General features: G+C 67.0%; 19 protein-coding genes, 2 rRNA genes and 1 pseudogene. 8 read left to right on the top strand and 14 right to left on the bottom strand.

Annotated elements, in window-relative coordinates:
• Together J2848_RS18275 and rrf are read left to right on the top strand one after the other, a co-directional pair.
• A 23S ribosomal RNA gene (locus J2848_RS18275) occupies window positions 1-137 on the top strand; the annotation flags it as partial.
• 132 nt (window positions 138-269) lie between these two features.
• Window positions 270-385, top strand: a 5S ribosomal RNA gene (gene rrf / locus J2848_RS18270).
• A gap of 147 nt (window positions 386-532) precedes the next feature.
• On the opposite strand, the pseudogene J2848_RS18265 reads toward rrf, so the two are convergent.
• From J2848_RS18265 to J2848_RS18205, 13 genes and pseudogenes are all read right to left on the bottom strand, one after another.
• A pseudogene (locus J2848_RS18265) lies at window positions 533-658 on the bottom strand (transposase); the annotation flags it as partial.
• A 243-nt stretch (window positions 659-901) separates the two neighbouring features.
• The gene (locus tag J2848_RS18260) at window positions 902-2359 is read right to left on the bottom strand and encodes an NAD-dependent succinate-semialdehyde dehydrogenase (RefSeq protein WP_149232077.1); all 1458 of its coding nucleotides are present in this window, start codon (window positions 2357-2359) and stop codon (window positions 902-904) included.
• Window positions 2360-2401: 42 nt separating this feature from the next.
• Window positions 2402-3445, bottom strand: a complete 1044-nt coding sequence (locus J2848_RS18255) for a tartrate dehydrogenase (RefSeq protein WP_149232078.1) — start codon at window positions 3443-3445, stop codon at window positions 2402-2404.
• Between the two features lie 38 nt (window positions 3446-3483).
• Window positions 3484-4959 carry an aldehyde dehydrogenase family protein gene (locus J2848_RS18250; protein ID WP_149232079.1) on the bottom strand — a complete coding sequence of 492 codons (1476 nt, stop codon included), beginning with the start codon at window positions 4957-4959 and terminating at the stop codon, window positions 3484-3486.
• A 9-nt stretch (window positions 4960-4968) separates the two neighbouring features.
• Complete coding sequence (locus J2848_RS18245) at window positions 4969-5322, bottom strand: cupin domain-containing protein (protein WP_109107483.1); 354 nt, start codon at window positions 5320-5322, stop codon at window positions 4969-4971.
• Between the two features lie 56 nt (window positions 5323-5378).
• Window positions 5379-6302 carry a 2-hydroxyacid dehydrogenase gene (locus tag J2848_RS18240; protein ID WP_149232080.1) on the bottom strand — a complete coding sequence of 308 codons (924 nt, stop codon included), beginning with the start codon at window positions 6300-6302 and terminating at the stop codon, window positions 5379-5381.
• A 40-nt stretch (window positions 6303-6342) separates the two neighbouring features.
• Entirely contained in the window at window positions 6343-7467 is a 1125-nt protein-coding gene (argE, locus tag J2848_RS18235; RefSeq protein ID WP_149232081.1) for an acetylornithine deacetylase, read from the bottom strand.
• Between the two features lie 367 nt (window positions 7468-7834).
• Complete coding sequence (locus J2848_RS18230; RefSeq protein WP_149232082.1) at window positions 7835-8569, bottom strand: amino acid ABC transporter ATP-binding protein; 735 nt, start codon at window positions 8567-8569, stop codon at window positions 7835-7837.
• On the bottom strand, window positions 8569-9222 hold the full coding sequence (locus J2848_RS18225) for an amino acid ABC transporter permease (protein ID WP_149232083.1): 654 nt from the start codon (window positions 9220-9222) through the stop codon (window positions 8569-8571). The genes J2848_RS18230 and J2848_RS18225 overlap by 1 nt, the downstream gene beginning before the upstream one ends.
• 16 nt (window positions 9223-9238) lie before the next feature.
• Window positions 9239-9985 (bottom strand): ABC transporter substrate-binding protein, encoded by a 747-nt coding sequence (locus J2848_RS18220; RefSeq protein WP_211103165.1) that lies wholly within the window; start codon window positions 9983-9985, stop codon window positions 9239-9241.
• Between the two features lie 238 nt (window positions 9986-10223).
• Window positions 10224-11558, bottom strand: a complete 1335-nt coding sequence (locus J2848_RS18215; protein ID WP_149232085.1) for an NAD(P)/FAD-dependent oxidoreductase — start codon at window positions 11556-11558, stop codon at window positions 10224-10226.
• Window positions 11559-11814: 256 nt separating this feature from the next.
• The gene (locus J2848_RS18210; RefSeq protein WP_149232086.1) at window positions 11815-12447 is read right to left on the bottom strand and encodes a helix-turn-helix domain-containing protein; all 633 of its coding nucleotides are present in this window, start codon (window positions 12445-12447) and stop codon (window positions 11815-11817) included.
• Between the two features lie 300 nt (window positions 12448-12747).
• Window positions 12748-13005: a hypothetical protein gene (locus tag J2848_RS18205; RefSeq protein ID WP_149232087.1), complete on the bottom strand. Its 258-nt coding sequence runs from the start codon at window positions 13003-13005 to the stop codon at window positions 12748-12750.
• A 59-nt stretch (window positions 13006-13064) separates the two neighbouring features.
• Between J2848_RS18205 and J2848_RS18200 the strand changes: the two genes are divergently transcribed.
• The gene (locus J2848_RS18200) at window positions 13065-13988 is read left to right on the top strand and encodes a GNAT family N-acetyltransferase (RefSeq protein WP_211103166.1); all 924 of its coding nucleotides are present in this window, start codon (window positions 13065-13067) and stop codon (window positions 13986-13988) included.
• A 36-nt stretch (window positions 13989-14024) separates the two neighbouring features.
• Window positions 14025-15002: a DMT family transporter gene (locus J2848_RS18195; protein ID WP_149232088.1), complete on the top strand. Its 978-nt coding sequence runs from the start codon at window positions 14025-14027 to the stop codon at window positions 15000-15002.
• Window positions 15003-15052: 50 nt separating this feature from the next.
• On the opposite strand, the gene J2848_RS18190 is transcribed toward J2848_RS18195, so the two are convergent.
• Complete coding sequence (locus tag J2848_RS18190; RefSeq protein WP_149232089.1) at window positions 15053-16198, bottom strand: NAD(P)/FAD-dependent oxidoreductase; 1146 nt, start codon at window positions 16196-16198, stop codon at window positions 15053-15055.
• Between the two features lie 258 nt (window positions 16199-16456).
• Between J2848_RS18190 and J2848_RS18185 the strand changes: the two genes are divergently transcribed.
• Genes J2848_RS18185 through J2848_RS18170 form a run of 4 tightly spaced genes read left to right on the top strand, consistent with a single transcriptional unit; the run spans window position 16457 to window position 22171 of the window.
• On the top strand, window positions 16457-18505 hold the full coding sequence (locus J2848_RS18185) for a hydantoinase/oxoprolinase family protein (RefSeq protein ID WP_149232090.1): 2049 nt from the start codon (window positions 16457-16459) through the stop codon (window positions 18503-18505).
• Between the two features lie 5 nt (window positions 18506-18510).
• Window positions 18511-20499: a hydantoinase B/oxoprolinase family protein gene (locus tag J2848_RS18180; RefSeq protein WP_149232091.1), complete on the top strand. Its 1989-nt coding sequence runs from the start codon at window positions 18511-18513 to the stop codon at window positions 20497-20499.
• Window positions 20496-20804, top strand: a complete 309-nt coding sequence (locus tag J2848_RS18175; RefSeq protein WP_149232092.1) for a (2Fe-2S)-binding protein — start codon at window positions 20496-20498, stop codon at window positions 20802-20804. The genes J2848_RS18180 and J2848_RS18175 overlap by 4 nt, the downstream gene beginning before the upstream one ends.
• Window positions 20801-22171, top strand: coding sequence for an NAD(P)/FAD-dependent oxidoreductase (locus tag J2848_RS18170; RefSeq protein ID WP_149232093.1), 1371 nt, complete (start codon window positions 20801-20803; stop codon window positions 22169-22171). Before J2848_RS18175 ends, J2848_RS18170 begins: the two co-directional genes overlap by 4 nt.
• Window positions 22172-22178 lie beyond the last annotated feature (7 nt).

Here is a 22178-nt window from a genome sequence, read left to right as displayed (position 1 = left end):
GCATCTAAGCGGGAAACCCACCTCTAAACCAGAGCTCCCTTGAGAGCCGTGACAGACCATCACGTCGATAGGAGGCATGTGGACGGGCAGCAATGCCTGAAGCTAAGCCTTACTAATCGCTCGATCGGCTTGATCTCGACCCCACACAAACCGCGCCATGCGCAGCAGCAAGCCTGCTTGACGCAGACACGCCGGTTCGATACTCCTCCCTCACTTGCACTGAACAAGCTTAGCGCTTCGGAAACAGCGTCGGTCTTGAGCCTGGGTGACCTGGTGGTCATGGCGAGGTGTCAAACACCCGATCCCATCCCGAACTCGGCCGTGAAAAGCCTCCGCGCCAATGGTACTGCGTCTTAAGACGTGGGAGAGTAGGTCGCCGCCAGGTCACTCAGCCTCAAGAGACGCTCAAAACAAAGCACAAGCTTGCATCGGCACCACACACACGAAACGCCCCGGCTCACAAAAGCCGGGGCGTTTCGCTGTTTCTCAGCCGCCGTGAAAGCCGGTCAACCGATCTTCACCGCGGCCGATATCGGAGAACCGAGGCCTGGAGACCCAACTCCCGTGCCACATGCTCCAGCGGCCGGCCGCTCCCTTCCAGCAGGGCAACGGCCTCGCGCTTGAACGCATCCGTGAAGGACGGCCTCGTCTTCGTCATCAGACACCTTCCCGCTCCTCCCGGAGCTTAGCTCAGGTGTCCACCGAACCGGCTCTTGCGCAGTTTGCGTAGATGGTCTCGGTTGCGGTAGCGAGCAGACCGGGTATCGCCCACATGGAAGAAACATGCAGACGTTCTCTTTCCTTCGAGGGAGCAACAGGCAGCAGGGTTTGCCGACATAGAGAAAAAAACCCGGCGGGAGTGCTGCAACGCTCCCGCCGGGCTTTTTGCTGCCTCTGTGCTTCAGCCCAGCCCACCCATATGGAAGGTCTTCATTTCCAGATATTCCTCGATGCCCACCTGCGCTCCTTCGCGGCCTAGGCCGGACTGCTTGACGCCGCCGAAGGGGGCGACTTCGGTGGAAATCAGGCCGGTGTTCAGCCCGACCATGCCGGCCTCCAACGCTTCGCCCACACGCCAGGACCGCGCGAGGTTCTGCGTGTAGAAATAGGCGGCCAGCCCGAAGGGCGTGGCGTTGGCCAGTGCGATCGCCTCCTCCTCCGTTTCGAAGCGGAAAAGCGGAGCCACCGGGCCGAAGGTCTCCTCATGCGCGAGCAGCATGTCGGTGGTGGCGTCGGTTAGAACCACCGGCGCGACGTATTGCGGGCCATCGGCCGCGACGGCGGAGGACGCGACGCTGGCGCCCTTGGACACCGCATCGGCGACATGGCGCTCGATCTTGGTGATGGCGGCGGCATTGATCATCGGGCCGATGGCGATGCCCGGCTCCAGCCCGGACCCCACGCGCATGGCATTGACGCGGGCGACCAGACGGTCGCGGAACGCCTCGTAGACGCCGGACTGTACCAGGATGCGGTTGGCGCAGACGCAGGTCTGTCCGCCATTGCGGAACTTGGACAGGATCACCCCGTCCACCGCCTGATCCAGATCGGCGTCGTCGAACACGATGAAGGGCGCGTTGCCGCCCAACTCCAGGCTCAGCCGCTTGATGCCGGCGGCGGCGCCGCGCATCAGCAGCGATCCGACGCGGGTGGAGCCGGTGAAGGAGATCTTGCGGACGGTCTCGTTCGCCAGGAGTTCCTCGCCGATCGCCTCCGGCTGGCCGGTCAGGATGTTGATCACGCCGGCCGGGATGCCCGCCCGCTCCGCCAGAACCCCGAGCGCCAGCGCCGAATAAGGCGTGAAGTCCGACGGCTTGATCACGACGGTGCACCCGGCGGCCAGTGCCGGCGCCACCTTGCGGGTGATCATGGCGTTGGGGAAGTTCCACGGCGTGATGATGCCGCAGACGCCGACCGGCTCCTTCAGCACGACGATGCGGCGGTCCGGGGTGGGGGAGGGGATGGTGGTCCCGCCGATCCGCCGCGCCTCCTCGGCGAACCATTTGACGAAGGAGGCGCCATAACGGATCTCGCCCCGCGCCTCGTCCAGCGGCTTGCCCTGCTCCAGCGTCAGGAGGCGGGCCAGATCCTCCAGATTCTCGATCATCAGGGTGTGCCAGCGCTCCAGCAGCGCGGCGCGGTCGGCATGGGTGCGCCGCTTCCAGGCGGGGTAGGCTTCGGCCGCGGCGGCGATGGCGTCACGGGCGTCGGTGCCGTCCATGTCGGGAACGCTGCCGAGGGTGCCGCCGGTCGCCGGGTTCTGGACGTCGATGGTCCGGCCGGCGCCCCCGCCGCACCAGCGTCCGCCGATCAGCCCCTGTTCGCGGAACAGGGAGGGGTCCGTCAGATGGTGGGTCATGGTCGTGTCTTTTCCGCTGCGGATGGTTTCGGGGGGCTGGCGTTACGAAAGGGCCGACAGCACGGCGGCGGTGATCGCGTCCGTCCTGTCCTTGCCGGGAACCGTGCCGACGCCGCGGCCGGTGGTGTCGCCCAGTGCGGCCATCACGCGGTCGGCGGCGGCTTTCTCCCCCAGATGCTCCAGCATCATGGCGCCCGACCAGATGGCGGCGATCGGGTTGGCGATGCCGAGATGGGCGATATCGGGGGCCGAGCCATGTACCGGTTCGAACATCGACGGCGCCTTGCGGTCGGGATTCAGGTTGGCCGAGGCGGCGAAGCCCAGCCCGCCTTGGATCGCAGCGCCCAGATCGGTCAGGATGTCGCCGAACAGGTTGGAGGCGACGACGACGTCCAGGCTCTCCGGCGCCGTCACCATGCGCGCCGCCATGGCGTCGACGTGATAGCTCGTTACTTCGACGTCCGGGTGTTCGGCGGCCAGCTGGCGGGTGATCTCGTCCCAGAACACCATCGAGTATTTCTGCGCGTTCGACTTGGTGACGGAGGCCAGCTTGCCGCGCCGGGCACGCGCCTGGGCGAAGGCGAAGCGCAGGATGCGTTCCACCCCCATGCGGGTAAAGACACCGGTCTCCACCGCCACCTCCTGTGCCGTCCCCTGATGGACGCGCCCGCCGGCACCGGCATATTCGCCCTCGGTGTTTTCGCGGATGCACAGGATGTCGAAGCCGCCGCGCCGCAGCGGCCCTTCCACCCCCGGCAGCAGCCGGTGCGGGCGGACGTTGGCATACTGGTCGAACGCCTTGCGGATCGGCAGCAGCAGCCCGTGCAGCGATACCGCGTCCGGCACCTCCGCAGGCCAGCCGACGGCACCCAGCAGAATGGCGTCGTACTTGCGTAGCGTGTCGATGCCGTCGGACGGCATCATCACGCCGGATTCCTTGTAATGGGCGCAGGACCACGGCATCTCCGTGCCGGCCAGCGCGAAGCCGGACTGCTTGGCCGCGGCCTGGAGAACCTCCCAGGCGGCGTCGACCACGGGATGTCCGATGCCGTCGCCCTTGATGATCGCAATGTGGTGGGTTTTCATCGAACGCCCCTTAGCGGTTTCTACCGGTTTTCATCGGGTTACAGGCCGATCAGCACGCTTTTGCTGCGGCGGTTGGCGAGATAGGCCTCGCGTCCCAGATCCTTGCCGATGCCGGAGCGCTTGTAGCCGCCGGTCGGCAGGATGTGGTCGCGCGAGCGGCCATAGCGGTTGACCCACACCGTCCCGGCCTGCAGCCGCCGGGTCAGGCGGAGGGCGCGCGACAGGTCGCGGGTGTAGAGACCGGCGGCGAGCCCGTAGGTGGGATGGTCGGCCATCGCCATCGCCTCTTCCTCGCTGTCGAAGCTCTGCACGGTCAGCACCGGGCCGAAGATCTCCTCCATGACGGCGGGGGAGGTCTGGTCGACTCCGGCGATCAGCGTCGGCGCGTAGAAATAGCCGTCGCTGTCCATCGGCGCCCCGCCGCTCAGGCACTCCACCGATCCGGTCAGCGAGGCCGTGACGATGGAATGGATGCGGGCGCGTTGCCGTTCGGAGATGATCGGGGAATAGCGGGTCGTCTCGTCCCAGGTCGGGCCGGGGCGGACGGCGCGCATATGACCCAGGATCATTCCGATCAGCGGTTCGGCGACGCTCGCTTCGACCAGCAGGCGCGATCCGGCGACGCAGGCCTGTCCGGCATTCGACAGCACGCTGGTGGCGATGGCGGCAGCCGCCTTCTCCAGGTCGGCGTCGGCGAAGACGATCTGCGGACTCTTGCCGCCCAGTTCCAGCGTCATCGGCTTGACGCCGCTGCGGGCGATGTCGGCCATGATCGCCGATCCGGCCGCCGTCGATCCGGTGAAGCTGACCTTGGCAATGCCGGGATGACGGGTGATGGCGGCGCCGGTGGTCGGGCCGTCGCCCTGGACGATGTTGATCAGCCCGGCGGGAAGCCCCGCCTTCACCGCCAGCTGCGCCAGCAGGACGGTGGAGAAGGGCGTCATTTCCGACGGCTTCAGCACCACCGCGTTGCCGGCCGCCAGCGCCGGGCCGAGCTTCCAGCCCGCCATCGACAGCGGGAAGTTCCAAGGCGTGATGGCGCCGACGACGCCATACGGCTCCGTCATCACCATGCCGAGGCTGCCGTCGTCGGTGGGGGCGAGGTCGCCGCCCTCCTTGTCGGCGAATTCGGCGAAGAAGCGGATCTGCTCGGCCGTCACTGCGACGTCGCCGGCAACGAGCTGCCCGACCGGGCGGGTGGAGGACAGCGCCTCCACCTTCGCCAGGGTCTCCGCCTCTTCCTCGATCAGGGCGGCCCAGCGTTGCAGCACGGCGGTGCGGTCGCGCGGACGCACGCCGCCCCAGTTGCTGGACTTCAACGCCGCCTGCGCGGCGGCGACCGCCTCGTCGACGAGATCCGATGAGGCAACCGGGCAGTCGGCATAGGCCCGACCATCCGATGGGCGGTGCATGGGCAGCCCGCCCTCCGTTGCGTTGGCCGCCGGGATCAGGCGGTCACCAATGAAATGGCCGATGGGCAGCGGCAGGCGGTCCGGATCGAAGGACAGGCTCATGGCTCACCCTCAGGTGATGGTGACGTAGATCTTGCGGACCGTCTCGATGGTTTTCCACACGCCGGTGAAGCCCGGCTTCATGACGAAGCTGTCGCCCGCCCGGTAGACCACCGGCTCGCCGGCGTCCGGGGTGATTTCGACGACGCCGGACAGGATGTGGCAGAATTCGAAGGTCTCGCCCTTGATCGAGCGGGTTTCACCCGGCGTGGCTTCCCAAACGCCGGTCAGCACCTTGTCGTCCTTGGCGGCATCCTGTGCCCAGGTCTTGAAGGCTGGCGATCCGGCGATCAGCCGTTCCGGCATCGGGGTCGATTCCCGCGGGGCGAAGGTCGGGGCGGGATCGATGGTCTTCAGGAGCGACATGAGAGAATCCTTGTTGGTGGGCGGCAGTGCCGCAGGTTGAGCTTTGGTCGGATGCGTCAGTAGCCGCGCTGCCGGTCGACGAGACCGATCGGATCCTGTCCGGCGAAATGTCGGCGAAGGTTGGCGATGACGGCCTGGGCCGCGCTTTCGGGCTGGGTGACGCTGGCGATGTGCGGGGTCAGCAGGATGTTCGGGTGCGTCCAGAAGGGATGGTCGGCCGGCAGCGGTTCCGGGTCCGTCACGTCGACCATCGCCCCGGACAGCTGCCCGTTGTCGAGCGCGTCCAGCAGGGCCGCATGGTCCAGCTGCGGCCCGCGCCCGGTGTGGATCAGCGCCGCCCCCCGGGGCAGCTTCGCCATCAGATCAGCATTCAGGAAACCGCGGGTGTCGGGCGTCAACGGCAGCAGCACGATCAGGAGGTCGGTTTCGGCCAGCATCGCGTCGAGGCCCTCCGTGCCATGATGGCAGGTCACGCCGTCAATCTCGCGCGGCGAGCGGCTCCAGCCCGCCAGTGGAAAACCGAAGGGCATCAACCGTTCCAGCACCGCCTGACCCAGCACGCCCAATCCCAGCACGCCGACCCGGCGCTGCGCCGCCTGCGGCTGGGGAAGGGCACGCCAGACGCAGGCTGCCTGCTGGGCGCGATAGGCCGGCATCTGGCGATGCAGGGACAGCACGGCCAGCGTGACGTATTCCTGCATCATGCGGACGATGCCCTCCTCCACCATGCGGACGACCTTCACATGGTCGGGCAGGGCGGTCATGGCGAACTGGTCCACCCCGGCCCCGATCGAAAACACGATCTCCAGATTGCGGTAGCGGGCGAGCGTCTCCGGGATGGTCCAGGTGATCAGGTAGCGCACCGCGTCGGGATCGACGGCGGCCGGGTCCATCGAGAAGGGCAGGTCCGGCAGCTCGGCGGCGAAGGCCTTGGCGAAGACGGCGCCGCGCGCGGCATCCGAATTGAACAGGAAGGTCATTTGCGTCCCTTTGACGATGCGCGGCTGTTTCGAATGGCTGTCAAAGACGGCAGCGCTGGCCCAGCGCCTCGATCATCGACTGGCAGGCGTTCAGTTCCTCGACGAGGATGTGTTCGTTGGGGCGGTGCGCCCGCGCAATGTCGCCGGGTCCGCAGATGATCGCGTCGATCCCGGCGGTCTGGTACAGCCCCGCTTCCGTGCCGTAGCTGACGGCCGCCAGCGGCTCCTGTCCGGTCAGCTCCTCCAGCAGGCGGGCCAGCGGCGAGCGGGCGGCCAGGAACAGGGCGGGATAGGTGCTGGTCTGTGTCCAATCGACGGCGAACCCGCGCTCCTCCAGCCGCACCGCCGCCTCGCGCACCGGCTCCAGCAGGGTGGTGGGATCGACCCCGGCGATGGCGCGGGCCTCGAATTCAGCGGTGCAGGCGTCGGGGATGATGTTCACCGCAAGCCCGCCTTGGATGGTGCCGACCTGAAGCGAGGAGTAGGGCGGCTCGAACACCGAATCCAGCGGCCCCTGGGTCAGGCGGCCGGCCTGGGTGACGGCGGCGGTCAGCGCATCGGCCATGGCATGGATGGCGTTCAACCCCTGGTCGGGGCGGGAGGAATGGCCGGACCGTCCGCGCACCGTCAGCCGGGCCGCCGCCTTGCCCTTGTGGGCGCGGATGGCGCGCAGGCCGCTCGGCTCGCCGACGATGACGCCCAGCGGCGGTGCACACAGGTCGGGCAGGTGCGGCAGAAGATGCGGCGCGCCCTGGCAGCCGGCCTCCTCGTCATAGGTGAAAGCGAAATGGATCGGCCGGGCCAGCGGGGCGGCGGTCAGGGCCGGCAGCGCCGCCAGCGCCGCCGCGATGAAGCCCTTCATGTCGGAGGTGCCGCGCCCGTAAAGGCGGTTGCCGTCGGCACGCAGCTGGAACGGATCGCTGGTCCAGTCCGGTTCGCTGGCCGGCACCACGTCCATGTGGCCGGACAGGACATAGCCCGGCACCATCGCCGGACCGATGGTGGCGAACAGGTTGAACCGGTCGCCTTCCGGCCCCGGCAGAACCCGGACGCGCACCCCGGCCCCCTCCAGAACCCCGCGAATCCCGTCGACGATGGCATCGTTGGGGGTCCCTACCACGGAGGGAATGGCGATCAGGTCCTTGAGGATGTCGATCACGGTCATTGCTGCCTCACCTTGTCCCATGCTGCGCGCCACGGGCGCTGAGGAGTCGTTTTCGGGTTCGCTGCGGTGTGTGGAGAGGGGCGGCGGCCTCGGGCAGCTGCGACAGTTACGATCTTAGCGGGCAGGCGCTCCATTCCGTGCTGAATGCATGGGCGATTTGGAGGATTGTTGTGCCGGCTGGATGCTCTGCGGTGAATCGTGCGGTTCGGGTGCCGGGCATCTCCGATTTCCGGCGATGCATGCAGTGAGTATCCCGGAATGGGGATGCTATCATTGTTGACGGGAATGGCCGCGAACTACCCATTGCGCATGATCAGGCAACCGCTAAAATCCTGCTTTACCCGATCCCTGCACGCTGCATAAGCCCTCAAGCCGGCAGCACGCGGCGCAGAAAATCCTGCGTGCGGGCGTTCTGCGGACGACCGAGCACCTCGTCGGGCGAGCCCTGCTCGACCAGCACGCCGCCGTCAAGGAACAGGACCCGGTCAGCCACCTCGCGGGCGAAGCCCATTTCGTGGGTGACGACGACCATCGTCATTCCTTCGTCGGCGAGCGAGCGCATGACGGACAGCACTTCGCCGACGAGCTCGGGATCGAGCGCCGAGGTAGGCTCATCGAAGAGGATCGCGTCGGGATTCATGCCCAATGCCCGCGCAATGGCGACCCGCTGCTGCTGGCCACCCGAGAGCTGCGCCGGATAGGCGTCCATTTTTGCGCCGAGCCCAACCCGTGCCAGGAGTTCCCGCGAGCGTGCGTAGACCTCGGCGCGAGGCTCCTTTTTCACGTAGATCGGCCCCTCGGCGACGTTCTCGAGCGCCGTGCGGTGCGGGAACAGGTTGAAGCGTTGGAACACCATGGAGACGCGCGTCCGGATCCCCCGGATGCGGGACTTCGTGGCGTCCACGCTTTCGCCATGCACGATGATCTCACCGCCCTGGTAGGTCTCCAGACCGTTGATGCAGCGCAGCAGCGTGGATTTTCCGGATCCCGACGGGCCGATGATGCAGACCACCTCGCCCGGCTCGACCGAGAAAGAAACGTCGGAAATGACCTCGTGGGTCCCGAACGACTTCCGCACATGCTTCAGCTCGATGACGCTCATTACGATCTCCTCAGTTTGCGCTCAAGCCAGCTATTGAAAGCCGTGAGAGGAAGGCTCATTGCGAGATAGATCAAAGCCACCAAGGTGAACACGGTCGTGTTCTCGAAGGTTGAAGATGCGAGCAGCTTGCCTTGCAGCGAGAGGTCGGCAACCGTGATGGTCGATGCGAGCGACGAGTCCTTGAGGAGCATCACCATCGTACTGCCATAGGGCGGCAGAGCCACGCGGACCGCTTGAGGCAGCACGACGCGGCGCATCACCAGGCCCCAGTGCATACCGATGGACAGAGCCGCTTCGGTCTGACCTCGATCGATCGCCTCGATCCCCGCGCGAAAGATTTCCGCCATATAGGGCGAGTAGGCGATGCCGAGGCCGATGATGGCGGCTTGGACCGCAGTGAGCGCGATGCCGAAATCCGGGAACACGAAGTAAATGTAGTATAGGGTCACCAATCCTGGAATGCCGCGCACGACGACGATCACCGTTCGGGCCACCCAGGCGAGCGGCACGATGCCGCTCACCCTCATGAATGCCAAGATCAGACCCAAGCCAGTCGCGAGGGCGAACGCACACAACATCACCAGGATTGTGTAGGTAACGCCTTGAAAAAGAAACGGTAGGTATTCCTGTGACTGGCTAAAGAACTTTTCCATAGTGCTTTCTTTCCGATCACAGGTTCCACTTTTCGAGGATCGCCTTCAATCGACCATCCTGTTTCATGGCCGTAAGGGATGCGTTGATCTTCGCCAGAAGCTCGGCGTTATCCTTCTTGACTGCCAAATTGATGCCGCCGTTCAGCCCGGACTTGTAGTCCCGGACCAGTCGCAGCTGAGGGAATTGGCCCTGCTGCAAGTTGTAGGCGAAGATCGGAAAGTCTCCGATGCCCGCGGCGAGCCGGCCGTTTGCGACTTCGCGAAGGACATCGGGAAGCGCTTCGTAGGCCTTGACCTCGGCAGCTCCGCTCTGTGCCTTCAGATACTCGATATAGCGGGTACCGATTTGCGCCCCGACGACCTTGCCCTTGAGGTCTGCAACGCTGCCATATTGCGTCTGGTCGGCGGCCGGCACGACCAGACCATCGCCGTAGGAATAAACATCCTGGGTGAAATCGACCACCTTGGCGCGTTCGGGTGTCGCCGTGATGGCGGCGGCGATGATGTCGATTTTGCCGGACGTGAGTGCGGGGATCAAAGCCGAGAACGGCATGGGCTGGTACTCGATCTTGAAGCCGACCTCCTTGCTGACGGCTTCAATCACGTCGATCATCATGCCCTGTGGTGAATTGGTCTTCACGTCAATGAATGCGAACGGCACGCTCGTCGGCGTCGAACCGACCTTGAAGACCGTTTGCGCGGACGCTGTCGTCGCGAAAACAGCCATGGCGATCGCAGCAAGGGTCGTTTTGAGTTTGATCATCCGCTTACCCTCCATTGGTTAACCGACTTGTCAGTTCATACGCGGGCGCTCTAAAACCAGCATTGTGTTTCAGTCGTGGAGAGAACAGGTCTGATTCTTTGGAGTGTTATAAGGCCAACTTATGCGGCTATTTTGATTGCAGAATGGCCGCATAAGTGCCTTTATTTTGGCCATCTGCTGCCGTTGGTCTTTTCCATGTGTCGAGATTGACCGCGACTGCATGAATCAATGCTGCGCGTTACATCATTTCGGGCCGCCGGATCGCAGATCCGTCGCTGAACCGGCTCAATCGATAAGCGGCTGGATCGACAATCGGCGCCTCGTTCAGGACCAGTTCACTCGCGAGACGTCCGGCACCCGGACCGATGCCAAATCCGTGACCGCTGAATCCGGATGCAATGACGAGGCCCGGAAGCTGATCGACCCTGGATATGACCGGAACGAGGTCCGGTGCGGTGTCGATCATCCCCCCCCAGGATGCCTCGACCTTGACGTCCTTCAAGGCCGGAAGTTCCCGGATGAGATTGCGAAGTCCGAACTCCACCAGCTCGGCATCAGGCTTGGGGTCGAGGATCCTCGTCTTCTCGAAGGGAGAGATTTGGTCGTTATGCCAGGATCCGAGCGCTTCCGGACCGTTCCAGAAACTGCTGTCGATCCGGTACTTCAGCTTCTTTGCCAGCTTGGCCCGGTACATCTGGTAGAACTTCGTGGCGTAGCGCAGGCCTTGCGGTGCAATGTTCACCGACCCGTGGCCCGGCACGGCGACGGTGTACTTGCCGTCAAGACGGCGTCTCATGGCAATGCCCGGCATGCTGACACTGCCTGCGGTCAGGACATCCGGTGCCGTATTGGTCCGGAACGCGGTTCCCCCGATGTTGGCGATCGGCAGATCGATGCCGTGGTGACGGCAGAAACGGGAGTTCCACGCACCGCCTGCGGCGACTACAGCCGAAGTCCGGATCAATCCTCGTTCCGTCCAAACTCCGGCCACTTTTCCGCCGGCGACATCGATGCCGCGGACGGCGCAATTCTGATGGAGCAGGACGCCCTTCGCCTTCGCTCCCTCCGCTATGGCAGGCACCGCGAGGCTCGGCTCGGCCCGTCCGTCCGTCGGTGACCAAACGCCGCCAAGCCAGGTCGAAACGCTGCCCGGAGTACGCTCCTTGGCTTGGGCTCCGCTGAGCAACTCGCTCACAAAACCCTGTTCGCGTGCAGATTTGCCCCACCGTTCCCAGCGGGCGATCTCTTCCTCGTCGCGGCTGCAATAGAGGAGACCCATCCGCCGGAACCCGAGATCGCGGCCGATCTCGGCGCCGAGTTCCTCCCACCGCCGGAGGCTGAACATCGCCAGGGAGAGTTCGTGCAGGTCACGGTTCTGCTGTCTCACCCATCCCCAGTTCCGGCTCGATTGTTCGCCTGCAACCACTCCCTTTTCGAGCAGGGCAACGGAAACCCCTTTCGACGCAAGCTCATAAGCTGTGCAGGTGCCGACGACACCGGCGCCGATCACGACCACATCCACATGTTCTGGGAAAGATGAGCTGTCGGATACAGGCTCAACCTGGATTGGCATGGCTTCAAACCCTCATTTCACGATGCGGGCGGGCTTTTGGCCCGAATTGAACTGGTTTACGATCCGCCGGTCGGTCTGATTGCCATTGCCGGCTTTCCAGGCTGCGGAGCCCGGTGTGGTGCGTTGCGTCGCCCCCGTCATTCCGGAAGCGGATCCCAGCACCGGCGGAATGGGCTGAAATCGCCTGTCAAAACTCTGGTCCGGCGCGCCGATGCCACTGATCCGCTTCGACTTCGGTGCGCTTTCGATCTGCGCTTTAAAGACGGACGTCGAGCGCGCTGATTATCCAAAGCACCTTCGCTTCCTGGTCGGAGCGATTGGCCAGTCCATGTTCGACATCGCTGTTGAATTGGAAGCTGTCGCCTTCCTCCAGGAGAACGGTATGCTCTCCGACGGTCAGTTCGACCGCCCCGGCCATCACATAGCCCGCCTTCTGGCCGGCACCGATCAGCATCTCTTCCGTGGCGCTCCCGGGCGGCATCGTCACGAACATGAACCGCAATTCGTCCGCATACTGCGGCGACAGCAATTCCTTGGTTAGTCCTTTGTCCCCCACAACCATGCGCGGGCGTTGCGCCCGCCGGCGGATGAAAGGCGGAGCGTCGCCCGCTCCGCCCCGCTTTTCCTCGTCAAGAAACTTCCAGACATTCACATCAAGGGCGTCGCACAGACGCTGGAGCGTCTTGATCGAAGGATTCGCGCTGCCGCGCTCGATCTGGCTGATGATCCCTGCCGAAACAGAGGCTTTGGCGGCCAGTTCCGCGATCGTCAGCTTGCGCTCTCCCCGCAGCGTGCGCACGCGCCGGCCGATCAACTGCGCATTTTCGTCGGCCAGTTCCGGCGCCACTTCGCTCGGCTGCGCCGCGGGTGAATTCTTGCCGGCAACCATGTGCCCTCCCGTTCAATAAAATGATCATACTGCAATGAACGTCCTGCGCACAAGTGTCATGCTGCGTGCTCTCCCTCGAACGGTCCGCCGTATGAGGATGATCGATTTCTGGCCTTACGCCAGGGTTAGGAGCCGCCGATCCGGCGAGTTGACCGGCGGCTCGGTCTTCGATCACTATATTGATGATCTGATCCAAAAGATTCAGTGCGGTGGGTCCTGTCGCATCCATCTGGCTCGTGGCAGGATAGGCGGCACCGTCGCAAAAATCGTCCCATGGGTACGCAAAGATGGCTGCCGGCATCACTGCCGATGCTGTGCGGCCTGTGATTCGCACTGCTGGGCGATGAACTGGACAACTTCGGCAAGCACAATGAACCCGATGGCGAATGGCTCGGCGGCCTTGGTGGCTGCGCCCCTCATGATCTTAGCCGACGCCCGCTCCAATCCGTGCTGAATGACATAGGGATTTAGAGGATTGTTGTGCTGGGCCGGCGCATTGCGGTGATTTGTGCGGCGGTTGCCCCGGTAATCTCGGGAAGCGGTTGGTGGTTCAGGCATGTCAGTTGCCCTATGGGAGCACCGCATCACGCTATCGAAACTCCGGGGAGGAGAAAGCTTTGAGCGAACGCGGGCTGGAGGATGGATTGGCGGACGGTGCGTTACCGCCCTCCCTGACGGTCGATGCCTTCGACGTGCGGATGGCCGACATCGCCGACATCGACCTTGAGCGCTTGCAGGCGCTGTCGATCTCGGTCGGTTGGCCGCATCGCGCGGAGGATTGGCAGTTCGCGCGCGAGGTCGGCTACGGCTTCGTCGCCCTCGACGAGATCGACCGCGTCCTGGGGTCGGCGATGTGGTTTCCCCATGGCGACGATTTCGCGACCATCGGCATGGTCATGACCTCGCCCCGGCTGCAATCGCTGGGGGTTGGCGAATGGCTGATGAAGCGGGTGCTGTCGGCGTCGGCGGGGCGGACCTATCGGCTGAGCGCCACCCGTGCGGCGCTGGCGCTGTACCGCTCGCTCGGCTTCATCGGCCATCGGACCGTGTTCCAATGCCAGGGAGAGGCACGCCGGAGCGACCCGCCCTCCTCCGCAGAGCCGGTGCGCCGGCTGGAGGCGGCGGATCTCGCGGCGGTGACGGCGCTGGACGAGCGCGCCTTCGGAACCTCGCGCGCCGGGCTGATCGCGCGGCTGTTCGAGCAGTCGGTCGGCTATGGGCTGGAGCGCGACGGCAAGCTGGCGGCCTTCGCTCTCTGCCGCCCCTTCGGTCGCGGGCATGTCGTCGGCCCGGTGGTCGCCGGGCTGGACGAGGACGCCGTCGTGGTGGTGCAACCCCATGTGAACGAGCATGACGGCCGTTTCCTGCGCCTGGATACCCATCTGGACGAGGGGATCTTCCCGCTGTTCGTCGCGCGGTCGGGTTTGAAGATTCACGACACGGTGCTGACCATGTCGCTGGGCGCCCCGCTGACCGATCCGTCGACGCGTGGGCCGGACCGCCCCGTCACCTTCGCACTCGCCACCCAGGCCCTGGGTTGAGCCGCCCCCGATTTCACGAATAAGGATGCGCCGATCATGCCGGGACAGATGCCGGACTCCTCCGCCGGCTCTCACGCCGAACCCGTGCCCGAACCGTCCCCCTATCCATCCTCCACTGGCAACCGCGCCGGAATCATGCTTCGGCTGGTGTCGGCCGGGCTGTTCGTGGTGATGTCGCTGTTCGTCAGGCTGGCGACCGTCGAGGCGCCGATCGGACAGATCGTCTTCTACCGCAGCGCCTTCGCTCTGCCGCCGATCGTCGCCTATCTGATGTGGCGCCGGCAATTCCCCTCGGCCCTGAAGACACGGCAGCCGGTCGGACATCTGAAGCGCAACCTCTATGGCGGCGCTGCGATGGTGCTCTCCTTCATTTCCCTGGCCTATCTGCCCCTGGCGCTGGCGACCGCGCTGGGGTTCCTGGCTCCGCTGTTTGCGGTGCCGGCCGCCATGCTGTTCCTGCGGGAACGGCCGGGCGCCGTCGCCATCGGTGCGGCGCTGACCGGCTTCGCCGGGGTGATTCTGATGCTCGCCCCCGCCTTCGAAGGGCCGACGCTGGATCACAACACCATCATCGGGGTGGCGGCCGGGCTGGCTATGGCGGTCGCGACCGCGGCCGGCCGGGTGGAGATCAAGACTCTGACCGCGACCGAAGCACCGGGAACCATCGCCTTCTATTTCGCCGTCATCTGCGCGCTTGGCGGTCTGGCAAGCTGGCCGTTCGGCTGGATCGCCCCGACGGGTCATTCGATGGCTTATCTCGTCGGTGCCGGCATCTTCGGCGGGCTGGCGCACATCACCATGACCGAGGCGATGGCCCGTGCGCCGGTATCAACCCAGGCGCCCTTCGACTACACCGCCATGCTGTGGGCGCTGATGCTCGACGCCGCCATCTTCGGCCTGCTGCCGTCCCCGGTCAGTCTGGCCGGTGCCTTCGTGATCGCGGCGTCGGCCCTGGTGGTCCCGCTGGCCGGCCGGTTCACCGTCCGGTCGGAAGTGCTGGAGTCCGCACGCTGAAGTCCGTACGCCGCGGCCCGCCGTTGAACCGGCAGGCCGCGGCTTGCTTTTCAGGGTAGAGCGACCGTTTGGCCGGCCGGCTGGCCGGTGGTCTGGAAGCGGTCGATGCGGAAATCATGCAGCGGCGTGTCGGTGCGACCGGTGGCGATGATCTCCGCCATCACGTCGCCGACGCCGGGGCCCAACTGGAAGCCGTGGCCGCTGAAGCCGAAGGCGTGGAACAGGCCGGGTATCGTCGCCGACGCCCCCATCACCGGAAGCTTGTCGGCGACATAGCCTTCGCAGCCCGACCAGGTGCGGATCACCGCGACGTCGGCGATGGCCGGCAGCAACCGCACCAAGCCCCGCAACTGTCCGGGCAGCCGCGCCGGGTCCGCCTTGGCATGGCCGGGGTCGAGCGGCACCGCCACGCGCTCCGCAGCGCCGCCAAAGACGATGTTGCCGCGCTCAACCTGACGCAGATAGCCATCGCCGCCGGCGCGCGACCACATGCCGACCACCGGCAGGATCCGGTGCGGCAGCGGTTCGGTGACGCCCATCTGCGGCCCATACGCCGCCATCGGCACGTTCTCGCCGAAGCCGGCGGCGACGCGGGCCCCCCAGGCGCCGGCGGCGTTCAGCAGACAGTCCGCGGTGAAGCGGCCCCGCTGCGTCACCGCTTCGAAGCCCGAACCGGTCGCCGACACCTCCACCGCTCCGCACTCCTCGACGATCTCGGCGCCCAGGCGGCGGGCGGCGTCGGCGAAGGCGGGTGCAATCAGGCGCGGGTTGCCGCTGCCGTCCTGCGGAGAGAAGGAGGCGGCGATCGCCCCCGGCCCCAAGCCGGGAAAGCGGCGGCGGATCTCCGGCGGTGTCAGCTCCTCCAGCTCCAGCCCCCAGGGCCGCGCGTCGGCGACATAGCGGCGCATGTCGGCCAGCCCATCCTCGTCGAACACCAGCCGCAGATGGCCGGTGGCGCGGAACTCCACGTCGCGGCCGAGCAGCCGTTCCGCCTCGCCCCACAGCGCCCGCGACCGGTGGGCGAGCGGCAGCTGCGGCAGATAGCGTCCGCTGCGGCGGATGTTGCCGAAGGACGCGACCGTCGCGCCCATACCGACGCGGTTGCGTTCCAGCAGGGTGACGCGCAGGCCACGCCGGGCCAGGAAGAAGGCGGCGGCCGATCCCATCAACCCGCCGCCCAGCACGATAACCCTCATCGACCTCTCCCACAGGCGGGCGGACGCGGCTCCGCCCCATCGGTCAGGCTGCCCAGGACGGGCGGGCGGGTCAAAGACGGGTTGGGCATGATCCCATAAGGCCGGGCTATGGACTGAGCATCAAGAGGCCGGGTGCAATAAGTCCGCCTTATGCATTTGCTTTCATTGGGTCTTAGACCGCCCTTGGGCCGCCATGTCAGCTTTTCTCCAGCACAAGCACAGGCTGACAGGCAGAAGGGAGCTGAGATGGACGGGGGCATGGGTGAGGCCGATTGGAAGGTCGGTGTCGACATCGGCGGGACCTTCATCGATTTCTGCGCGCTGGACACCCGGTCGGGCCGGGTGGCGTCGCTGAAGGTGCTGACGACGCCGGACGACCCCGGTGCGGAGCTGATGACCGGCCTGACCCTGCTGGCCGAGCGGGAGGGGATGGACCCGCGCGCCGTCACCCGCTTCGTGCACGGCACGACGGTGGGGATGAACACGGTCATCCAGCGCAAGGGCGCGCCGCTGGCACTGCTGACCAATGCGGGATTCGAGGACGTGATCGAACTCGCCCGGCTGCGCATGCCGGACACCTACTCCCTGTTCTGCTCGCGCCCGGACCAACTCGTCGCCCGCGACATGGTCTTCGGCATCCCCGCCCGCCTGCGCTCCGACGGGACGGAGCGGCAGGCCCCCGACAGGACGGCCGTCGCCGACGCCGTTGCCGCCCTCAAGGCCAAGGGAGCGGTGGGCGTCGTCGTCTCCTTCCTCCATTCCTGGCGCGACGGCGGCCACGAGGCTGCGGTGAAGGAGGAGATCGCCCGGCTGGCCCCGGACCTGTTCGTCTTCACCTCCGCCGAGGTCTGGCCGGTGATCCGCGAGTATGAGCGGACGACCACCGCGATCCTGAACGCCTATGTCCATCCCCGGATTTCCGGCTACCTGTCGGCCCTGGAGGAGCGGCTGGCCGGCCGTGCGGTTCCCGCCCGCCCGCTGCTGACCAAATCCAATGGTGGAGTGATGAACGCGGCGGAGGGCAAGAGGGCCTGCGTCCACATGCTGCTGTCGGGTGCCGCCTCCGGCGTGAACGGGGCGGCATGGCTGGCCCGGCAGGCCGGGGAGCCGCGCATCCTGACGCTGGACATCGGCGGAACCTCGGCCGATTTCGCGCTCATCATCGACGGTCAGGCCCAGTTCGGCGTCGGCGAGATGATCGGCGAGTTTCCGCTGCACATCCCCTCGGTGTCGGTCAGCTCAATCGGCATCGGCGGCGGGTCGATCGCCAGCGTCGACGGGCAGGGGGTGCTGCGCGTCGGCCCCGAATCCGCCGGATCGACGCCCGGCCCGGCCTGCTACGGCCGTGGCGGCGACTGGGCGACGGTGACCGACGCGATGGTGGTGTGCGGCTGGCTTGGCCACAGCCAGATGGCCTACGGGCAGCTGCGGATGGATGCCGGCCTCGCCCGTGCCGCGGTAGGGCGGCTGGCCGACCAGTTGGGCCGTTCGCCGGAGGCCACCGCCCAGGCGATCCTCGACGTCGCGGTGTCGGAAATGTTCGCGGAGGTCGAGAAGATGGCTGCACGCGCCGGCGTCGACGTACGGGACTTCGCGCTGATGCCCTTCGGTGGCGGCGGGCCGATGCTGGGGGTGTTCCTGGCGCGCGAGCTGGGCATGCCGCGCGTCGTCGCGCCGCGCTGGCCGGGCGTGGTGTCGGCGCTGGGCGGTCTGGTCGCCGACCTGCGCGGCGATTTCGTCCGCACCCTGTTCGCCGAGCTGTCCCCCGGCTTGATGCCGGCGCTGCGCGAGGCGTTTGCCGCGATGGGTGCGGAGGGGCGAGACTGGCTCGCCGCGCAGGGCCACTCCGGAGCCGCCGAGCTGATGATCGTCGCCGACATGCGCTATGCCGGCCAGAGCTATGAGATCGAGACGCCGCTGGACCCCTCCTGGCTGGACGCCGACGATCCCGGCGCCATCGCCGCCGCCTTCCACGCGGCGCATGCCCGGCTCTATGATTTCGACGATCCGGACGGGCGGATCGAGATCGTCAACCTGCGCCTGTCGGCCATCGGCAGCGGCCCGGTGCTGCATTTCCCCACCGCACCGGACGAGCTGCGCGCCGCATCGGCGGAACGGAGCGTCCCGGTCTTCACCGGCGGCGCCGTGACCCCGGTCGGGCTGTACCGTCGCGCGGATTTGCAGGCCGGCGCGCGCTTCCAGGGGCCGGCCATCGTAGCCCAGGAGGACACCACCTTCGCCATTCCGGCCGGAACCGACGCGCGCGTCGATGCGCACCTCAATCTCCACCTGACCTTTGCGGAGTGATCGCCATGTTCGATCGGATGAAGCTTCAGGTTCTGGCGAACCACGCGCGCTCGGCGGCCGAGAACATGGCCCACACGCTCCAGCGCACCGCCCATTCCGCCTTTGTCAAGGAGACGGAGGATTTCACCGTCATGCTGCTGAACCGCCGGGGCGAGACCTTCGGCGTGCCGATGGAGCTGGGGGCGACCTGGTATCCGGGCCTGACCTACGGCCGCGCCATCGCCATGATCGAGGATTACCGGCCTGGCGACGTCGCCTTCACCAACGATCCCTATTCCGGCTTCGTGGCGACCCACGCCCCCGACACCCACCTGTGGAAGCCGGTCTTCTTTGAGGACGAGATCATCGCCTGGACCGGCGGGCACATCCACAACACCGACATGGGCGGCGCCGTCCCGGCCTCGCTGTCGCGGGCGCTGACCGAAATCCATCAGGAAGGCATCCGCTTCCCGCCGATGAAGCTGGTCCGCGAAGGGGTGTTCGACGAGCAGATCCTGCGGATCATGACCACCAACGTCCGCAAGCCCGACCTGAACATCGGCGACATCAAGGCGCTGGTCGGCGCGCTCAACACCGGCGAGCGCAAGATCCTCGCCATGGTGGAGAAGTTCGGCAAGACCGCCTTCCTCGATGGCGTCGACGCGCTGCTGGACCATGCCGAGGCGCAGGCGCGCGACATCCTGCGCGCCATGCCCGACGGCCAGTGGGTATTCGCCGACTATGCCGACGAGGATTCGGTCGCCGCCAACCCCTGCCGCCTGAAACTGACCCTGACGATCCGGGGCGACGAGGCGATCCTGGACTTCACCGGGTCGGACCCGCAGCTCGCCTCCTCGCTCAACGTGCCGTCGGGCGGCGACCCCCGCCACACCATCCTGCTGGTCGGTGTCTATTACGTCCTCTACACCCTCAACCCGAAAATCCTGCTCAACACCGGCCTGACCCGGCCCTTCACCTGCATCACCCCGGAAGGATCGGTCCTGAACCCGACCTTCCCGGCGGCGGTGGGCATGCGGTCGCTGACCTGCGCGCGCCTGCGCTCGGTGATCTTCGGCGCCTTCTCCCAGGCGGTGCCGGAACGGCTTCCGGCGGCTCCGGCCGGCAACAACTGCATCGTCAACGTGATGACCACCGACGAGCGGACGGGCAACCGCATCATCGCCGCGGTCAACCCGGTGGTCGGCGGTGGCGGCGGCATGCCGCACCGCGACGGCACCAACGGGTCGGGCGCCGACGCCGCCTATCTGAAGAACACGCCGATCGAGATCACGGAGATGGAAACCCCGGTGGAGTTCGTCCGCTACGGTCTGGCGACCGACAGCGGCGGAGCCGGGCGCTGGCGTGGCGGGCTGGCCACCCACATGGCCTTCCGCGTCTTCTCCCCCGACACCCGGATCACCGCACGCAACCGCGACCGCGGCTTTTTCCGCCCCTGGGGCGTCTTGGGCGGCCGGGCGGCGGGTCTGTCCGACATGGTGGTCAATCCCGGCACGCCGGGGGAAAAGCGGCTGGGCAACATCGACACCGCGGTGCTGCAGCCGGGTGACGTGCTGGACATCCGCTCGGCCGGGGGCGGTGGCCGGGGCGACCCGTTCACCCGCGAGCCATGGCGGGTAGCCCGCGACGTGGCCCGCGGCTACGTCTCCGTGGCCGCGGCGGAGCGGGAGTATGGCGTCGTCATCCGCGACGGCGTGCTCGACGCCGACGCCACCGACCGGCTGCGTGCCGCCCGGCCTGCACCCTCCGGCCATTTCCATTTCGGACCGGAGCGCGAGGGGTACGAGCGCCAATGGAACCCGGATGCCTATGATTTCCTGACGCGGACCCTGGACGGACTGCCGATCCACTGGCGTTTCTTCGCCAAGACGGAGATCTTCAGCCGCATGGCCGGCCGCACCGGGGCCGACGGGGTGGGGGCGGCACTGGAAGAGGTCTACGCCCGCTTCCCCGAGATGCCGCGCTCCAAGGCACTGGTCCAGGAGGCGGCGGAATGAGCGGCACGGCAGGCGGCCGGCTGGTCAGGCTGGCTGAAACGGGTCGGGCGCCGGTCCGCTTCCTGCTGGACGGGATGGAGCGCACCGCCCTGTCGGGCGATACGGTGCTGACGGCGATCCTCACCAATGCTCCGACGCTGCGGCAGGCGGAGTTCGGCCCGGAGCAGCGCGCCGGATTCTGCCTGATGGGGGCCTGCCAGGATTGCTGGATCTGGCAGGAGCAGGGGCCGCGCCTGCGCGCCTGTTCCACCCCGGTGGCGGACGGCATGCGGCTGCTGACCCGGACGCGGGAGGACTGGCCATGACGGAGCCGAACCAATCGCGTGTCGTGATCGTCGGCGCCGGTCCCGCCGGGATCCGGGCCGCGGAGACGCTGGCGGCCGTCGGGCTGCGCCCGACGGTGATCGACGAGGGCGCCCGGGCCGGCGGGCAGATCTACCGCCGTCCGCCCGACGGCTTCACCCGTCCGCCGTCGACGCTCTACGGTTCGCAGGCGGGCAAGGCGGTGGCTCTGCACACCGCCTTTGACGGGCTGGTTTCGGCTGGCCGCATCGTCCATCTGCCGCGCCATTCGGTGGTCGCGCTGGCCGACGGGACTCTGCACGCGGTGGGTGACGGCGGAAGCCGCCGCATCGGCTGCGACCGGTTGATCCTGGCGACCGGGGCGACCGACCGTCTGGCCCCGGTGCTCGGCTGGCAGGCGCCCGGCGTCTACAGCCTCGGCGCGATGCAGATCGCGCTGAAGGCCCAGGGTGTCGCGATGGGGCGGCGGATCGTGCTGGCCGGGTCGGGACCGTTGCTGACCCTGCTGGCGACGCAACTGCGGAAAGCGGGGGCGGAGATCGCCGCGGTCCTCGACACCGCCGGTATGCGTGGCCAGATCGCCGCCTTCCCCGACCTGGCCGTCCGCCCGTCCTTTGCCTTGCATGGGCTGGCGATGCGGGCGCGGCTGGGCCGGCTCTATCACGCCGGTATCGCTCTGGAGGGGATCGAAGCGACGGACACCGGGGTGACGGCGGTGCGCTGGAAGGACGCCGCCGGGCGGATGCGGAGCACGGCGTGCGATGCGGTCGGGCTGGGCTGGCATCTGAAGGCGGAAACCCAGCTTGCCGATCTCGCCGGCTGCCGGTTCGCCTATGACGAGACCTGGGCGCAATGGTTGCCCTGTGCCGATTGCATGGGCCGTGCCGGTGACGGCGTCTATCTGGCCGGCGACGGCCTGCGCCTGCTGGGAGCCGACGGGGCGGAGGTCGCCGGCCGCCTCGCCGCTGCCGCCTGCCTGTCCGATCTGGGCTTGCCGGTGCCGGACGTTGCCGCCGATCTGAAGCGGCTCGACCGGCTGGAGCGCTTCGCGCGCGGCATCGCGCGGGCTTTCCCCTGGCCAGCCGATCAGGTACGCACCCTGCCCGACGACACCGTCCTGTGCCGCTGCGAGGGCATCACCGCCGGTGCGGTGCGTGAAACCGCTGTTTATGGCGGGGCGGAGGCCAATCGGGTGAAGTCACTGGGCCGGGCCGGGATGGGGCGCTGCCAGGGCCGCTATTGCCAATTGGCGGCGGCCGACCTGATCGCCGCCACGGCCGGACTGGCCCACGCCGGAGACGCGGGCCGCCTGCGGGCGCAGGCGCCGGTTCGGCCGGTGACCATCGCCGCGCTGCTGGAGGGGGAGTGATCCCCCT

The organism is Azospirillum lipoferum, from assembly GCF_024170005.1.
In the GTDB taxonomy this organism is placed as follows: domain Bacteria; phylum Pseudomonadota; class Alphaproteobacteria; order Azospirillales; family Azospirillaceae; genus Azospirillum; species Azospirillum lipoferum.
Note: the sequence above shows the minus strand (reverse complement) of the source record. Positions and strands in the feature narration are given on the sequence as shown.

Coding starts and splice junctions, on each gene's coding strand:
- J2848_RS18260 (WP_149232077.1), bottom strand. CDS start 2,359: ATGACCCACCATCTGACGGACCCCTCCCTGTTCCGCGAACAGGGGCTG.
- J2848_RS18255 (WP_149232078.1), bottom strand. CDS start 3,445: ATGAAAACCCACCACATTGCGATCATCAAGGGCGACGGCATCGGACAT.
- J2848_RS18250 (WP_149232079.1), bottom strand. CDS start 4,959: ATGAGCCTGTCCTTCGATCCGGACCGCCTGCCGCTGCCCATCGGCCAT.
- J2848_RS18245 (WP_109107483.1), bottom strand. CDS start 5,322: ATGTCGCTCCTGAAGACCATCGATCCCGCCCCGACCTTCGCCCCGCGG.
- J2848_RS18240 (WP_149232080.1), bottom strand. CDS start 6,302: ATGACCTTCCTGTTCAATTCGGATGCCGCGCGCGGCGCCGTCTTCGCC.
- argE (WP_149232081.1), bottom strand. CDS start 7,467: ATGACCGTGATCGACATCCTCAAGGACCTGATCGCCATTCCCTCCGTG.
- J2848_RS18230 (WP_149232082.1), bottom strand. CDS start 8,569: ATGAGCGTCATCGAGCTGAAGCATGTGCGGAAGTCGTTCGGGACCCAC.
- J2848_RS18225 (WP_149232083.1), bottom strand. CDS start 9,222: ATGGAAAAGTTCTTTAGCCAGTCACAGGAATACCTACCGTTTCTTTTT.
- J2848_RS18220 (WP_211103165.1), bottom strand. CDS start 9,985: ATGATCAAACTCAAAACGACCCTTGCTGCGATCGCCATGGCTGTTTTC.
- J2848_RS18215 (WP_149232085.1), bottom strand. CDS start 11,558: ATGCCAATCCAGGTTGAGCCTGTATCCGACAGCTCATCTTTCCCAGAA.
- J2848_RS18210 (WP_149232086.1), bottom strand. CDS start 12,447: ATGGTTGCCGGCAAGAATTCACCCGCGGCGCAGCCGAGCGAAGTGGCG.
- J2848_RS18205 (WP_149232087.1), bottom strand. CDS start 13,005: ATGCCTGAACCACCAACCGCTTCCCGAGATTACCGGGGCAACCGCCGC.
- J2848_RS18195 (WP_149232088.1), top strand. CDS start 14,025: ATGCCGGGACAGATGCCGGACTCCTCCGCCGGCTCTCACGCCGAACCC.
- J2848_RS18190 (WP_149232089.1), bottom strand. CDS start 16,198: ATGAGGGTTATCGTGCTGGGCGGCGGGTTGATGGGATCGGCCGCCGCC.
- J2848_RS18185 (WP_149232090.1), top strand. CDS start 16,457: ATGGGTGAGGCCGATTGGAAGGTCGGTGTCGACATCGGCGGGACCTTC.
- J2848_RS18180 (WP_149232091.1), top strand. CDS start 18,511: ATGTTCGATCGGATGAAGCTTCAGGTTCTGGCGAACCACGCGCGCTCG.
- J2848_RS18175 (WP_149232092.1), top strand. CDS start 20,496: ATGAGCGGCACGGCAGGCGGCCGGCTGGTCAGGCTGGCTGAAACGGGT.
- J2848_RS18170 (WP_149232093.1), top strand. CDS start 20,801: ATGACGGAGCCGAACCAATCGCGTGTCGTGATCGTCGGCGCCGGTCCC.